This is a genomic window from Micromonospora sp. M42 (assembly GCF_000568915.1).
In the GTDB taxonomy this organism is placed as follows: Bacteria; Actinomycetota; Actinomycetes; order Mycobacteriales; family Micromonosporaceae; genus Micromonospora; species Micromonospora chalcea.
This window is the reverse complement of the sequence record NZ_KK037233.1, coordinates 3,324,925-3,339,316: the sequence shown is the minus strand read 5'-3', so window position 1 is coordinate 3,339,316 and position 14,392 is coordinate 3,324,925. Positions and strand designations below refer to the sequence as shown.

General features: G+C 75.3%; 15 protein-coding genes. 6 read left to right on the top strand and 9 right to left on the bottom strand.

The features are described 5' to 3' along the window. Positions 1–22: 22 nt before the first annotated feature. The gene (locus MCBG_RS15075; protein ID WP_043326396.1) at positions 23–976 is read left to right on the top strand and encodes a stage II sporulation protein M; all 954 of its coding nucleotides are present in this window, start codon (positions 23–25) and stop codon (positions 974–976) included. On the opposite strand, the gene MCBG_RS35230 is transcribed toward MCBG_RS15075, so the two are convergent. From MCBG_RS35230 to MCBG_RS34090, 7 genes are all read right to left on the bottom strand, one after another. Next, positions 954–1,661, bottom strand: coding sequence for a DUF58 domain-containing protein (locus MCBG_RS35230; protein ID WP_255358606.1), 708 nt, complete (start codon positions 1,659–1,661; stop codon positions 954–956). The genes MCBG_RS15075 and MCBG_RS35230 overlap by 23 nt on opposite strands. A gap of 51 nt (positions 1,662–1,712) precedes the next feature. Further along, positions 1,713–1,940, bottom strand: coding sequence for a hypothetical protein (locus tag MCBG_RS35225; protein ID WP_223201231.1), 228 nt, complete (start codon positions 1,938–1,940; stop codon positions 1,713–1,715). 321 nt (positions 1,941–2,261) lie between these two features. Then, positions 2,262–3,239 carry an AAA family ATPase gene (locus MCBG_RS15065; RefSeq protein ID WP_030501401.1) on the bottom strand — a complete coding sequence of 326 codons (978 nt, stop codon included), beginning with the start codon at positions 3,237–3,239 and terminating at the stop codon, positions 2,262–2,264. Continuing rightward, positions 3,236–4,534: a DUF4350 domain-containing protein gene (locus MCBG_RS15060; RefSeq protein ID WP_043326394.1), complete on the bottom strand. Its 1,299-nt coding sequence runs from the start codon at positions 4,532–4,534 to the stop codon at positions 3,236–3,238. The genes MCBG_RS15065 and MCBG_RS15060 overlap by 4 nt, the downstream gene beginning before the upstream one ends. Beyond that, complete coding sequence (locus tag MCBG_RS15055) at positions 4,531–5,127, bottom strand: DUF4129 domain-containing protein (protein ID WP_043326392.1); 597 nt, start codon at positions 5,125–5,127, stop codon at positions 4,531–4,533. The genes MCBG_RS15060 and MCBG_RS15055 overlap by 4 nt, the downstream gene beginning before the upstream one ends. Beyond that, positions 5,124–5,429 carry a hypothetical protein gene (locus tag MCBG_RS34095; protein ID WP_223201230.1) on the bottom strand — a complete coding sequence of 102 codons (306 nt, stop codon included), beginning with the start codon at positions 5,427–5,429 and terminating at the stop codon, positions 5,124–5,126. Before MCBG_RS34095 ends, MCBG_RS15055 begins: the two co-directional genes overlap by 4 nt. 118 nt (positions 5,430–5,547) lie before the next feature. Beyond that, positions 5,548–5,970 (bottom strand): hypothetical protein, encoded by a 423-nt coding sequence (locus MCBG_RS34090; RefSeq protein ID WP_223201229.1) that lies wholly within the window; start codon positions 5,968–5,970, stop codon positions 5,548–5,550. Positions 5,971–6,184: 214 nt separating this feature from the next. On the opposite strand from MCBG_RS34090, the gene mtrA reads away from it, so the two are divergent. The 5 genes from mtrA to hpf all read left to right on the top strand — a co-directional run bounded on the left by mtrA (position 6,185) and on the right by hpf (position 12,044). Next, complete coding sequence (mtrA, locus tag MCBG_RS15045; protein ID WP_030501405.1) at positions 6,185–6,874, top strand: MtrAB system response regulator MtrA; 690 nt, start codon at positions 6,185–6,187, stop codon at positions 6,872–6,874. A 16-nt stretch (positions 6,875–6,890) separates the two neighbouring features. Then, a complete protein-coding gene (mtrB, locus tag MCBG_RS15040) occupies positions 6,891–8,642 on the top strand; it encodes an MtrAB system histidine kinase MtrB (RefSeq protein ID WP_369799310.1) in 1,752 nt (583 codons plus the stop codon). Then, positions 8,639–10,438 (top strand): LpqB family beta-propeller domain-containing protein, encoded by a 1,800-nt coding sequence (locus tag MCBG_RS15035; RefSeq protein WP_043326390.1) that lies wholly within the window; start codon positions 8,639–8,641, stop codon positions 10,436–10,438. The genes mtrB and MCBG_RS15035 overlap by 4 nt, the downstream gene beginning before the upstream one ends. A gap of 6 nt (positions 10,439–10,444) precedes the next feature. Beyond that, on the top strand, positions 10,445–11,149 hold the full coding sequence (locus MCBG_RS15030; RefSeq protein ID WP_043326388.1) for a ComF family protein: 705 nt from the start codon (positions 10,445–10,447) through the stop codon (positions 11,147–11,149). Positions 11,150–11,399: 250 nt separating this feature from the next. After that, positions 11,400–12,044 carry a ribosome hibernation-promoting factor, HPF/YfiA family gene (gene hpf / locus MCBG_RS15025; protein WP_043326386.1) on the top strand — a complete coding sequence of 215 codons (645 nt, stop codon included), beginning with the start codon at positions 11,400–11,402 and terminating at the stop codon, positions 12,042–12,044. A 45-nt stretch (positions 12,045–12,089) separates the two neighbouring features. Here hpf and MCBG_RS15020 read toward each other — a convergent pair whose 3' ends face one another. Further along, entirely contained in the window at positions 12,090–13,196 is a 1,107-nt protein-coding gene (locus tag MCBG_RS15020; protein ID WP_043326385.1) for a GNAT family N-acetyltransferase, read from the bottom strand. Further along, the gene (locus MCBG_RS15015) at positions 13,193–14,350 is read right to left on the bottom strand and encodes a GNAT family N-acetyltransferase (RefSeq protein WP_043326382.1); all 1,158 of its coding nucleotides are present in this window, start codon (positions 14,348–14,350) and stop codon (positions 13,193–13,195) included. The genes MCBG_RS15020 and MCBG_RS15015 overlap by 4 nt, the downstream gene beginning before the upstream one ends. Positions 14,351–14,392 lie beyond the last annotated feature (42 nt).

Here is a 14,392-nt window from a genome sequence, read left to right as displayed (position 1 = left end):
GACGCCGAACGGGGGAGGGCGAGTGGATCTCGATGCGTACGTGGCCGAACACAACGCCGAATGGCGGCGGCTGGAGTACCTGACCGGGCGGCGTCGCCTCGACGCGGCAGAGGTCGACGAGCTGGTGGCGCTCTACCAGCGCAGCGCCACGCACCTGTCCGCCCTGCGCGCCCGGGCGCCCGAGCCGGCGCTGGTCAACCGCCTGTCCCACCTGGTCCTCGCGGCCCGCGCCCGGGTCACCGGCCGTCAGCGGTTCTCCTGGGCGGCGGTGGGCCGGTTCCTGGCCGCCGACCTGCCCGCCGCCCTCTACCGGGCCTGGCCGTGGTGGTGCGGCGTGGCCACCGGGTTCAGCCTGCTCACCGCGTTCCTCATCTGGTTCGTCGCCGGCAACCCGGACACCGCCGCCGCGTTCGTCGGCGACGAAGCCGCCCGGGAACTCGTCGACTCCGGTTTCGCCGGCTACTACACCGAGTTCGCCGCGCCCACCTTCGCGTTCCACCTGTGGACGCACAACGCCTGGCTGGCCGCCCAGTGCCTGGCCGCCGGCGTGCTCGTGGTGCCGGTGCTCTGGCTGCTGTGGCAGAACGCGCTGAACATCGGCGTGGTCGGCGGCGTGATGGTCGCCTACGGCCGGGGGGACGTCTTCTTCGGCCTGATCACACCGCACGGCCTGCTGGAACTGACCGGCATCTACGTCGCCGCCGGGGTCGGACTGCGTACCGCCTGGGCCTGGATCGCCCCGCCCGCGGACCTCGGGCGCGGCCGGGCGGTCGCCGAGGCCGGCCGGCTCGCCGTCGTGGTCGCGGCCGGGCTGGTCGGCCTGTTCGCGGTCTCCGCGCTGGTCGAGGCGTTCGTCACCCCGGCGCCGCTGCCGGTCGCGCTCCGGGTGGCCGCCGGCGCCGCGGTGTGGCTGACCTTCCTCGCGTACGCGCTGGTGCTCGGCCGGCGCGCGGTCAGAGCTGACCGAGGGACTTGAGCCGCAGGTAGGTGTCCGCGACGGCCGGGGCGAGCCGGTGCGCCGGCACGTCCACCACCGTCACCCCGTAGCGGGACAGCGCGGCGCGTACCCGGTCCCGCTCGGCCAGCGCCCGCCACGCCGACGCGGCCGCGTACGGGTCGTCCGGGCCGGTCGGGGTGGCAGTGGCGAGCCTGCTCAGCACCGGGTCGCTGCCGGCGGCCAGCACCACCCGGTGCCGGGTCGCCAGCCGGGGCAGCACCGGCAGCAGCCCTTCGCCGATCGCGCCCGCCTCCAGCGCGGTGAAAAGCACCACCAGGCTGCGCTGCCGCTCCCGGCGCAGCACCTCGCCGGCGATCAGCTCGAAGTCGGTCTCGGCGAGCGTCGGCTCCAGCGGCGCCACCGCCTCGACCAGCCGGGCGAGCAGGGCCGGACGGCCGCTGCCGGTCACCCGCGCCCGGATCTCGGTGTCCGCCGCCAGCAGGTCCACCCGGTCACCGGCGCGGGCCGCGAGCGCGGTGAGCAGCAGCGCCGCGTCGATGGCGGTGTCCAGCCGGGGCTCGTCGCCCAGCCGGACCGCCGAGGTGCGGCCGGTGTCGAGCACGCAGACCAGGCGCCGGTCCCGTTCCGGGCGCCAGGTGCGGACCAGGATGTCGGCGCGCCGGGCGCTGCCCCGCCAGTCGATCGAACGGACGTCGTCGCCCACCGCGTACTCGCGCAGCGTGTCGAACTCGGTGCCGTGGCCGCGTCCCCCGGGTCACCTGCAACCGTCGATGACCCGCAGCCGGGCCAGCTTTCCGGCAGGTGCCGGCGGGAGTCGAAACCGGGGCAGCACCCGCAGCGTCCACGGCGGGGTGGCGGGCTGCCCGGCGCGCTGCCGGGCGCCCAGGCGCATCGGCCCGAGCGAGCGTACGGTCAGCGCCACCGCGGGCCGGTCGCCGCGCCGGGTCGGGGGTGAGCCGGACCGGCAGCGTGGCGGTGCCACCGGGCGGCACGGTGAGCAGGCGCTGCGGCGGCACGTCCAGGCGGGCCCCGGCCGACGGCACCCAGGCGTCGCGCACCTGGGCGTACAGCGTGTGGTGGGTCGGGTTGGTCAGGTGCAGCGTGACGGTGGCGGTGCCGCCGAGCCGCACCGTACGGTCGCCGGAGCGGGTCACCGTGAGCGCGTGCGGCGGGGCGGCCATCGCCCGGTCGAGCGCCACCAGCAGCAGCACCACGACGGTCAGCACGGCCATCCCGACGAACGGCGCCGGCCAGAACGGCAGCGTCAGCGCGCCCACGCCGAGCAGCAGACCCGCCCGCCAGGTCATCGCGGCGTCGGCACGGTGGCCAGCACCGAGTCCAGCACCGCGTCCACGGTCACGCCCTCCAGCTCCGCCTCCGGGCGCGGCCGCAGCCGGTGCCGCAGCGTGGGCCGGGCCACCGCCTTCACGTCGTCCGGCGTGACGTGGTCCCGGCCGGCCAGCCAGGACCACGCCTTGGCGGTGTTCAGCAGCGCGGTGGCGCCCCGGGGCGACGCGCCCAGCTCCAGCGCCGGGGCGGAACGGGTGCCCCGGCACAGGTCCACGATGTAGCCGAGCACCGGCTCGGCCACGTGCACCCGCTGCACCTCGGCCCGGGCCGCGGCCAGGTCCGCCGCACCGGCCACCGGGCGTACGCCGGCGGCACGCAGGTCACGCGGGTCGAAACCGGCGTGGTGCGCGCGGAGCACACCCAGCTCCTCCTCCCGCTCCGGCAGCGGCACCGTCAGCTTGAGCAGGAAGCGGTCGAGCTGCGCCTCGGGCAGCGGGTAGGTGCCCTCGTACTCGACCGGGTTCTGGGTGGCCGCGACGATGAACGGGTCGGGCAGCGGACGGCGCTCGCCCTCGACCGAGACCTGCCGCTCCTCCATCACCTCCAGCAGCGCCGACTGCGTCTTCGGCGGGGTCCGGTTGATCTCGTCGGCGAGGAGCAGGTTGGTGAAGACCGGCCCCTCCCGGAACGTGAACGCGGCGGTGCGCTGGTCGAAGATCAGCGAGCCGGTGACGTCGCCGGGCATCAGGTCGGGGGTGAACTGCACCCGCTTGGCGTCCAGGTCGAGCGCGGCGGCAAGCGTCCGCACCAGCAGCGTCTTGGCCACCCCCGGTACGCCCTCCAGCAGCACGTGCCCCCGGCAGAGCAGCGCGATCACCAGCCCGGTGACCACGGCGTCCTGCCCGACGACGGCCTTGGCCACCTCGGCGCGCAGCCGGTGCAGGGCGGCGCGGGCGCCGGACGGGGCGGTGGTCGTGACGGGTCCGGTCACCGGGTGTCTCCTTCGCTCGGATGCGGGGCCAGGGTACGGGTCAGGGCGTCCAGTTCGCGGGCCAGCTCCAGCAGCTCGCGGTCCTTCTCCGGGGCGGGGCCGTAGAGCAGTTCGGCCACCCGTTCCGGGTCGGCGCCGGCGTGCTCGGCGACCCGGGCGGCCACCTCGTTGTCGGGCGTGTCCGGAGGCAGGTTGAGCCGGGGCAGGAGCCGGTCCAGCGCGGCGGCGCGCAGCGTCTCGGCGACCGTGTCCCGGGCGCCCGCCCGGCGGTAGAGCCGCGCCCGGCCGCGTACCGTCTCGGCGGCCCGCACGGTCACCGGCAGCGGCTCCGACACCGGTGGCCCGAGCCGGCGGGCCCGCCAGAGCACGACGAGCAGCCCGGCCAGGGCGAGCTGCGCCAGGAGCGCCCAGAACCACTGCGGGAAGGCGCCCCAGAGCGGGTTCTCCCACGGCGGGTCGGCGCGGTCGGGCGGGTCGGGCCGTTCCGACCGTTCGCCGTCGCCGCCCTGGGCGGGCTCCTCGCTGAAGGGTTCCGGGGACCAGCTCGGGCGGGTCGGGGCCGGTACCGGCTCGGGCAGGTCGAGCCAGACGAGCGGGCGGTTCCCGCCGAGCAGACCGGTGGCGAGGGCCTCGTTGCCCCACTCGCCGATCCGGTCGTTGCGGAACGGGTCGCTGGCGCCGGCCAGCACCACCTCGACCCGTCCGGGGACGCGCAGCAGCGCGCCGCCGTAGCAGTGGCCGACCTCGGCCGGCCCGGCGTAGCGCTGCAGGTCGATCGCGGCGGTGCCGGCCCGGACCGCCTCGGGCAGCGGGCACGGCGTGCCGTCCGCGTCCGGCGGCACGGCCCGCGCGGCCCAGCGCCGGGCGGCCGGCTCGACCGGCGTGTCCAGTTCGGCGAGCACCCGCGGGGAGGGCTCGACGAACACCAGGCGGGTGCCCGGGGGCAGGGCGGTCAGGCGGTCGAGCAGGTCCGGGTGCACCAGTCCGGGCGCGGGCACGAAGACGGTGCTCGGAGCGATGCCGGCGGTCTGCAGCACCCCGTCGAACGCCGTCTCCCGGCGCACCGGCACGCCCTGCGCGCGCAGCGCCTCGGCGAGGCGGCTGCCCCCGTCGTCGTCGGTGGCGACCGGGGATAGGAAGCCGGGCTCGTCGGTGTCGGGCCGGTCGACGGCGTGCAGCACGAGCGTGGTCACGATCAGCAGCACGGCCAGCCCGAGCGGGACGAGCAGCCGGTGCCGCCGACGGCGCGGCGTCGCGGCGGTGGCCGTCTCCACCGGCGTCACGGTGGCGGTCATCGCGGCTCCTCCCCGGTCAGCTCGCGACGCAGGTCGGCGGCGAGTTCACGCATCCGGTGGTCGTGCGCGGCGGTGGCGGGACGCTGGGCGTACCAGAGGTCGGAGAAGATCGCCCCGGCGGTGTGCAGCGTCGGCCGCACCTGGGGCCGGGCACGGGCCGCCGCCTCGGTCAGCTCGACCACTGTGAGCCCGGGGCGGGGCTCCACGACGTGCCGCGTGACCAGGAGCCGGACCATCTCGCGCAGCCGTTCCCGGACCGCCTCGGCGTACCGGCCCTCGGCCGCGAGCCGGTCGGCCAGCCCGGGCGCGCCGGCCGGCACGGCCTCCGGGGTCCGGGGCTCGGGCACGCGTACCGGCGGCGGATCGGAGCGGCGGCGCGCGGGCCGGCGCAGGCGGGGCAGCCGCAGCCGGGGCAGGCGCGGCAGGCGCAGCCGGGGCAGTGAGAACCGGGGCAGCCGGCGGGGCACCCAGGCCGGGAAGAAGTACCAGCCCAGGGCGGCCAGCAGCGCGACCACCAGCAGGATCAGCGCGGCCAGCGGCAGCGGCAGCAGGTCACCGAGGGCCGCGACCGTCTCGGTCCACCACCGGCTCACCGCTGCGCCGCCAGCAGGACCGGTTCCGGTACGCCCGCCGGCGCGCGGGAGAGCCGGATGTCCAGCCCTTCGGTGCGGATCCGGGTCTCCAGGTGCAGCACCGCGTCCAGGCAGGCCAGCGCCGGGTACGCCAGCGCGTTCACCGCGGCGAAGGCGGCGACGGTCACCGGCAGCGCCCAGGCGGACACGTCGAACAGGCCCAGCATGCCGAGACCGTGATAGACGCCCAGCCCGATGCCGAGCCGGATCAGCCACCAGCCCAGGTAGCCCAGCAGCCGGACGGCGGCGGCCCGCGCGCTCACCCGGCCCGCCAGGCGGATCGCCCGCCACGGTCCCGGTGTCCGGGCACCCCGTCCAGCACCAGCACCGGCACCACCAGGGCCGAAGCAGCCCCGTACGCCAGGAACCAGCCCGCCCGGGTCAGTGCGGCGAGCGCGACGACGGGGCCGACCGCGACGGCGGCCAGCAGCGCGGCGCCAGGGCGGGAGCCGCGCAGCAGCTCGGCCGGCCCGGGACGGCGCCCCAGCAGGGCCGCGCCGGCGCCGCGCGCGGCCGGGCCGCCCAGCAGCGCGATGATCGCCGCCTCGGTGCCGGCCCGGTCGCCAGCAGCAGCCAGTACCAGGGCAGCGAGTCACCGAAATCCGCCGGCCACCACTGCGGCGGGTCGGCCTCGACCAGCAGCCGCAGCGGGTGGAGCACCGCCTGCTCGGCGAGGGCCAGCACGAGGGCGAGCGGGACGAGCACCCGAGCGTGGTCGCGCAGCAGCAGCACTGCCGCGTCGAGCAGTTCGCCGACGGTCAGCGGACGGCGCGGCAGCACCGCGGTCGGGCCGGCGTCGGGCACGCGTACTCCTGGCGGGCAGGGCGGAGGTGGCGGGCGGCGCGGCGCCCGAGGGATCATGGTTGCACGGCGGGTCCGCATCCGGTGGACCCGTCCGCCCTGACGCGCCACGCTGTGCGGCCACGCCGCTTGCTGTGGTGCGCGGGCCCGCTCGGCGCTACCGTGCCGTGGAGACGCCGAACCCCTCCAGACGAACGGGGATGGAACGATAAACCCCATGAGAGCCCGGGTACTCGTGGTCGACGACGACCCCGCCCTCGCCGAGATGCTCGGCATCGTGCTGCGCAGCGAGGGCTTCGTGCCGTCCTTCGTCGCGGACGGCGAACGGGCGCTGGCCGCCTTCCGCGACAACCGACCCGACATCGTCCTGCTCGACCTGATGCTCCCCGGCATGAGCGGCATCGACGTGGCCCGCGCCATCCGGGGCGAGTCCGGCGTGCCGATCGTGATGCTGACCGCCAAGAGCGACACCGTGGACGTGGTGCTCGGCCTGGAGTCCGGCGCCGACGACTACGTGGTCAAGCCGTTCAAGCCCAAGGAGCTGGTGGCCCGGATGCGGGCCCGGCTGCGCCGGGGCGAGGACGTGGCCCCGGAGATGCTGACGATCGGGCCGCCCGGCAACCAGATCACCATCGACGTGCCGGCGCACACGGTCAGCCGCGACGGCGACGAGGTGAAGCTGACCCCGCTGGAGTTCGACCTGCTGGTCGCGCTCGCCCGCAAGCCGCGCCAGGTCTTCACCCGCGAGGTGCTGCTGGAACAGGTCTGGGGCTACCGCCACGCCGCCGACACCCGCCTGGTGAACGTGCACGTGCAGCGGCTGCGCGCCAAGATCGAGCCGGATCCGGAGCGACCCGAAATCATCCTGACCGTGCGGGGCGTGGGTTACAAGGCGGGTACCGGATAGCCTGGTCAGCACTGTGGTGACCACCCCGCTGCCGGACACGCCGACCGCCGAGCCCCGCCGGCTCCACGCCGTGCGGGCGCTCTGGCTCGCCCTGAGCGGCCGGGTCGCCCGGCTGGTCGCCGCGGTGCACCAGGCCTGGCGGCGGTCGCTCCAGGTGCGTGTGGTCACCATCACGCTGGTGGCGTCGAGTCTGCTGGTGGGCGGTTTCGCCTACCTGATCGCCGACAAGATCACCAGCATCCTGCTGGAGAACGCCGAGACCGACGTGCGGCTGCGGCTGAGCAACGGCAGCGAGTACGCGGCGAAGCAGTTCAACCTCTACAGCCAGCCGCAGGAGGCGCAGCTCCAGAACACCATCGACGGCACGGTGAACTACCTGGCCGGCGGTGACCCGACGCAGACCAGCGGCGTCGTGGTGGCGATCACCGCCGACAACTTCGCCGAGTTCATCGAGCCGCGCACCACGCCCGAGGTGCCGGTCGGCACGGTGATCGGCGACGAGCTGCGGGCCGCCGTGGCCTCCGGCAAGGTCGCCCACCAGATCCGCACCGGGTCGCTCGGCGGCGAACGCACCAAATACCTGGTCTACGGCTCCCCGGTGCCCACCAAGTTCGGGCAGGTCGAGCTCTACTACCTCGTACCCCTGGCCCGGCAGGACGCGACGGCGGCCGACGCCCGGGCCACGGTGGTCGCCACCGGCGTCGCGCTCGTGCTCCTGCTCGGCCTGCTGGCCGCCCTGGTCACCCGCCTGGTGGTGACGCCGGTACGGGTGGCCGCGCGCACCGCGCAGCGGCTCTCCGCCGGCCTGCTCGACCAGCGCATGGTGGTGAACGGCGAGGACGACCTCGCCCTGCTGGCCGCCTCGTTCAACCAGATGGCGACGAACCTGCAACGGCAGATCCTCCGGCTGGAGGAGATGTCCCGGCTGCAACGCCGGTTCACCTCCGACGTCTCGCACGAGCTGCGGACCCCGTTGACCACGGTCCGGATGGCCGCCGACCTGATCTTCGCCGAGCGGGACGAGTTCGACCCGGCGGTGGCCCGCAGCGCCGAGCTGCTCCAGGCCGAGCTGGACCGGTTCGAGGAGCTGCTCACCGACCTGCTGGAGATCAGCCGGTTCGACGCCGGCTTCGCGGTGCTGGACAGCGAGCCCACCGACCTGGTGCCGGTGGTGCACCGGGTCACCGAGCGGCTGGCCGGGCTGGCCGAGCGGGTCGGGGTCACGATCGAGCTGGACCTGCCGGACACTCCGGTGATCGCCGAGGTCGACCCGCGCCGCGTCGAGCGGGTGCTGCGCAACCTGGTCGGCAACGCGGTCGAGCACGGCGAGGCCAAACCGGTACGGATCACCCTGGGTCAGGACCGCAGCGCGGTGGCGATCACCGTGCGGGACCACGGCGTCGGCCTCAAGCCGGGGGAGGAGAAGCTGGTGTTCAACCGCTTCTGGCGGGCCGACCCGTCGCGGGCCCGGCAGACCGGCGGCACCGGGCTCGGCCTGTCGATCAGCCTGGAGGACGCCCGCCTGCACGGCGGCTGGCTGGAGGCGTGGGGCGCGCCCGGCCAGGGCGCCCAGTTCCGGCTCACGCTGCCGGCCCGGGCCGGGGACCGGCTCACCACCTCCCCGCTGCGGCTGGTGCCGGCCGACGCCACGGTGCCGTTCGGCGGTCCCCGCGACGGCGGCCTGCTCGCCATCGGCCCGGGCACCGACGCCGGAACGCTGACCGTGGAGCCCGCCGCCGACGGCGACCGGGCGGAGGTCCGGCCGTGAGCCGCCGCGCCCTGGCCCTGCTGCTGGCCGGCGCCCTGCTTCCGGCCGCGCTCGTCGGCTGCGGCATCCCGGGTGAGACAGACGTCCAGATCGACGGCTCGGTGCCGGCCGCGCAGGGCGGAGCGCTCAACGGCAGTCCGGCCCGGCCGCCCGAACCGGCCGACAGCAGCGAGCCGGTGCCGTTCATCGAGAACTACCTGCGGGCGGCGGCGGCCGGGGAACGCGACCAGGCGTACGCCCGGGCCCGGAAGTTCCTCGCCGAGGAGTCCCGCGACCTGCTCCCGGGCAAGCCGCAGACCAGCGAGGTCGAGTTGACCGTGGTGCGGCTGCGGGAGAAGCCGGAGAGCACGCCGCCGAACAACCAGGGCACCAGCACGGTGACGCTCAAGGTGCAGCAGGTCGGCGTGCTGCGGGCGGACGGCACGCTCGGGCCGCCGGTGGCCAGCGACACGCAGTACGTCTTCGAGCTGCGCCGCGCCGAGCCGGCCGGGACCGGGCTGCTGATCACCGAGGCGCCGAACGTGCTGCTGGCCAGTGACTCGGCGATGCGTGAGTACTACCGCCCCCGCACCGTCTACTTCTGGAACTCGGACCAGACCCGGCTGGTGCCGGACCAGCGCTACCTGCTCTCCTCGGCGCCGACCGAGCGGCGGATCACCGAGGTGATGAAGTGGCTGGCGGACCGCCCCTCGGATTGGCTGGCCGCCGGCGTGACCGGGTTGCCCGACGGCACCCAGCTGATCAACAACGCGACCGGGACGGACGGGCACTGGGAGATCAACCTGAACATGCCGGGGGCCAACGAGCAGCGGCTGAACCGGCTCGGCACCCAGTTGGCCTGGTCCCTGTCGGACCTGGACGGCGTGGTCGACCTCAAGATCCAGAACCAGAAGCGGCTGACCGTCGACCTCCGGCGGGAGCGCGTCTCGGTCGTCGCGTACCCGCGCGGGGCGAACCCGATGCGGTTGGGCGTCTACGACGGCGCCGTACGCCCACTGGCGTTCGGCAACGAGCCGCGGGCCGCCGTGCCGCTGCCGCCGGAGGAGAACCGCAACGTGGTCTCCGCCGCGCTCGCCCGTGCCGAGGAACAGGTGCTGGCCGCGCTCGTCGTGACCGGCGCCGACAACCGCAAGCGGCTCAAGGTGGGCTCCGGCGCGGAGCCGGTGGCCACGCTCAACGCGAGCGACCGCACGTTCCGCGCGATGAGCCGCCCGACCTGGCTGCGGTCGCTGACCAAGGCCCGGCCGGGTGGCCTGGTGGCGGCAGACGGCAAGCTCTACCGGTTCGACGGGTCGGGCCGGATGAGCGAGATCGCGCTGTCCGTGTCCGGCCCGGTGACGGCGGTCGCCGGTTCCCTCGAAGGCCACCGGGTCGCACTGGTCAGCGGCGGCGCGCTCTACGTCGCCGCGGTCAGCGTCGACGGCGGCGTGGTCAACCTGGGACAGCCGCGCCGAGTGGCCACCCTGCTCACCGGCGTGACGGTGGTGGACTGGGTGGCGGAGAACGAACTCGTGCTGGCCGGCAACGAGGCGGACCGGCGTTCGGCGATCCACCAGCTCAGCGTCGACGGCGTGTGGGAGACCCCGCTGGCGGTGGAGATCGGCGCCCCGGTCACCCAGCTCGCCGGGTATCCGGGCGGCAGCGACCGGGGCCTGGCCGCGTTCTCGTTCATGTTCGAGACGGACGGGGCGGCCTGGCGGAACAACCCGTTCGACTTCGTCAAGCGGGAGCAGGTGCTCGACGTGCCGGCCGGCAGCCGGGCGACCAACCCGACCGCCCCGTTCTTCCTCTACTGAGCCGCCGTGCGTGACCTGGGCGGGCTCTGGTCGGACCTGACCGACCTGGTGCTGCCCGCCGGGTGCGCCGGCTGCGGCGGGGGAGCGGCGCGGCTGCGGCAGGGCTTCTGCCCCGGCTGCGTACGCGAACTGGAGTCGCTGCGCCCCGCGCCCACCCGGCCCGATCCGGCCCCGCCCGGCCTGCCGCCCTGTGTCGCGCTCGGCCCGTACGGCGGGGCGCTGCGCGAGGCGCTGCTCGCGTACAAGGAACGGGGCCGGCACGGGCTGGCCCGGCCGCTCGGCGCGCTGCTGGCGGAGGTGGTCGCCGAGGCGGTGGGGCCGCCCGGCCCGGTGACGCTGGTGGCGGTGCCGGACACGGCCCGCGCCGCCCGGGCCCGCTACGGCGACCACCTGGACCGGCTGGTCCGCCCGGCGGCGTCCCGGCTGCGCGCGGCCGGCTGGCCGGTGCGCGTGCTGCGACCGCTGCGGGCACTGTCCCGGCCCGACTCGGTGACGCTGGACAGCGCCGGACGGGCCACCGCGGCCGAGGCGGCGTTCCGGTTGCGCCGCCCCGTGACCGGACACCGCCCGGCCGGGACCGTGGTGCTGCTGGACGACATCGTCACCACCGGCGCGACGCTCGCGGCGGTGAGCCGGATGTTGCACCGCGCGGGAATGACGCCAAAGGCCGCGGCCGTGCTCGCCGCAACGCAAAAGCGGCACGTTCGGTGACGCTTCGTGTATCCGTTTCACCCCATGGTGTATGAGGTGTTAAATTCCGCAACCCCTTTCGGCAACCAGGGGTGACGGTTGGCGGTACAGGAGTTAGCGTTTCGGTGTCGGGGGTAGAGAGGATGCCAACCTTCCCCCGGCGCTGGAAGGAGGCGTAGCCGAACACCACCGGTCGACGCCGAGCGGGGCCCTCCCGGGCGGGTCGACCGGATTCTCCGGACCGAACGACCGTCCGAACAAGGGAGGTCACGTGGACATCGTGGTCAAGGGCCGTAACGTCGAAGTGCCGGACCATTACCGGGTGCACGTAGCCGAGAAGCTCGCGAAGATCGAACGCTACGACCAGAAGCTCATTCGCGTGGACGTCGAGTTGTTCCACGAGCGCAATCCACGCCAGGCGGACCACTGCCAGCGAGTGGAGATCACCTGTGTCACGCGCGGCCCGGTGATCCGGGCCGAGGCCTGCACGAGCGACTTCTACAGCGCGCTCGACGCCGCAATCGCCAAGTTGGACACCCGCTTCCGCCGCGCGGCGGACCGCCGCCGGGTGCACCGGGGGCGGCACGCGCCGATCTCCGTGGCCGCCGCGACCGCCGGACTGCCGGTGGCCGAACTCGACGGGCCCGGCCTGGCGGCGCGCGACGGCCACGGCGCCGCCACCGCCGTCGCCGAACGTCCCGACGAGGACGGTCACGTCGAACCCGACGACCAGCCGTGGCACATCGCCCGGGCGAAGGTCCACCCCGCCGATCCGATGACCGTCGACGACGCGCTGTTCCAGATGGAACTGGTCGGCCACGACTTCTACCTGTTCCAGGACAAGGAGTCCGGCCGCCCGAGCGTGGTCTACCGGCGGCACGCGTACGACTACGGGATCATCCAGCTCGACACGTGACCCCTTGACCGGTGAGACGGGCCCCCGCATGCGCGGGGGCCCGTCTCAGTTCTCGTCGGTGGCGAGCCGGCCGTAGACCACCGAGTCGACCCGGGCGCCGTCCGGGCCGGGCAACCGCCCGCGCAGCAGCCCTTCCCGCCGGAAGCCGGCCCGTTCCAGCACGCGCTGCGAGGCCACGTTGTCCGGCCGGGTACCGGCCCAGAGCCGGGCCACCCCGATGCCGAACGCCCACCCGGCGACCAGCCGGACCGTACGCGCGGCCAGCCCGCGCCCGCGCGCCTCCGGCAGCAGGCTGTAGCCGATCATCGCCTGGCCGGTGGCGGGCTCGTCGTAGAACAGCGCGCACCCGCCGACGACAGCGCCGGTCACCGCGTCGACGATCGCCAGGTCGGCGGCCTCGCCGGCCAGCCAGCGGCTCGCCGCCAGCCGGCAGCGCCGCGCGAGCGCGGCCCGCTCCGGCGCCACCGGCGGCACTCGGTTCGCCACCACCTCCGGCAGCGAGTGCAGCCGGTGCAGCACGTCGGTGTCCGCCGGCCCCACCGGGCGCAGCGTCACCACGCCGTCGGTGAGCCGGCCGCCGGGCAGGTCCGGCAGCAGACGGGCGACCGGTCCCGGCGGGTCGTCGGCCAGCCGTACCCAGGCGATCAGATCCTCGCGTACGCCGCCCGCGCTCGCGCCCGCCGCCCGGCGTACGCCCTCGTGCCGGTAGCCGCAGGCCAGGGCGATGCGCTGGCTCGGCACGTTGTCGACGCGGGTGAGCAGTTCCAGCCGGGCCGCCCCGGCGGCGAACGCACGCTCGGTCAGCAGCCGGGTGGCGGCGCTCGCCACGCCCCGGCCGCGCGCCGCGGGACCCACCCAGTAACCGATCTCGTAGCTCGCCCGCTCCGCGCTGAGCCGGCTCAGACCGATGCTGCCGAGGAGCCGGTCGGTGGCCGGGTCGGCGATCGTGTACGCGGCCCCACCCGCCGCCCACGCCGCCGGCGAGCCCTCGGTGATCCACCAGCGGGCGGCGTCCTCGTCGTAGGGATCGGGCAGCAGAGGCATGAACCGGCGGGTCTCCGGGTCGGCGCACCCGGCCACCATGTCCGGCACGTCCCCGAGGTGGCACGGCCGCAGCCGTACGCCGTACCCCTCGATCGTCTCCGGCGTCACACCAGGTCCTCCGGCAGCAGCGCGCCGATCCACGCGTCCTGGCGCTCGCCGCGGTGCTGGACGCCGCCGCGCAGCGTGCCCTCGACGGTGAAGCCGGCCTTCTCGGCGGCCCGCCGCGAGGCGGTGTTGCCCACGTTGGCCCGCCACTCGATCCGGGCCAGGCCGAGCGTGGTGAAGCCCCAGGCGCACACGGCGGTGAGCGCGGCCGGCAGATAACCCCGGCCGCGCGCGTGCGGCGCGGTCATGTAGCCCACGTCGGCCACCAGCGGGTCGTTGGGGAGGATGCGCAGGTCGATCGAGGCGACGTAGCTGTCGTCCGGGTCGGCCACGGCGAACGTCGCGGCGGTGCCCCGGGCCCAGGCCGGGCGGACCAGGTCGTGCAGGAAGCCCTCGGCGTGCTCCGGCCGGTACGGGTGCGGCACCGTGGTCCAGCGGATCGTCTGCTCGTCCTGGCAGGTGCGGGTCACCGCGGGCAGGTCGCGCTCCTCCAGCGCGCGCAGCCGCAGCTCGGTGTCCCCGGCGGTGGCGAACAGGACCGGCTGCGGGCGGCCGAAGACCGCCGCGCGGCGGGCCTGCAGCGTGTCCGGCCCGTAGGGGACCGGGTCGCCGGGCGCGGCCAGCTCGGCCGGGAACAGGGAGCCGATCCAGCCCTCCGGACGGCCGCCGGGGCTGGGGTGGGCCAGCCGCAGTTCACCCTCGACGCGGAAGCCGGCGCGCAGCGCGACCAGCCGCGAGGCGTGGTTGCCGATCTCGGCCTGCCAGGTGAGCCGGCGCAGCTTGAGCGCGTCGAACGCCCAGCGGGCGAGCGCGCGGGTGGCGCGGACCGCGACGCCCCGGCCCCGGGCCCACGGCGCGGTCCAGTAGCCGACCTCGGCCGAGTCCAGCTCGCGGTCCACGGAGACCAGGCCGCACGAGGCGAGCAGCTCCCCGGTGCCGGCGTCGCAGACCGCGAACGGTGCGCCCGCGCCCTCGGCCCAGGCGGTCGCGCTGAACGTGGTCACGAACTCGGCGGCGTGCTCCGGCAGGTACGGGCGAGGTACGGTGGTCCAGCGCTGGATGTCCGGATCCTGGCAGGCGCGGTGCACCGCGTCGGCGTCCGCCGCACGCCAGGGGCGCAGCAGCAGGCCGTCCTCGATGATCTCCACAGGCTCCATCCGAGCCATCGTGCCGGATCGTTCGCGCACGGCGTAACCCGA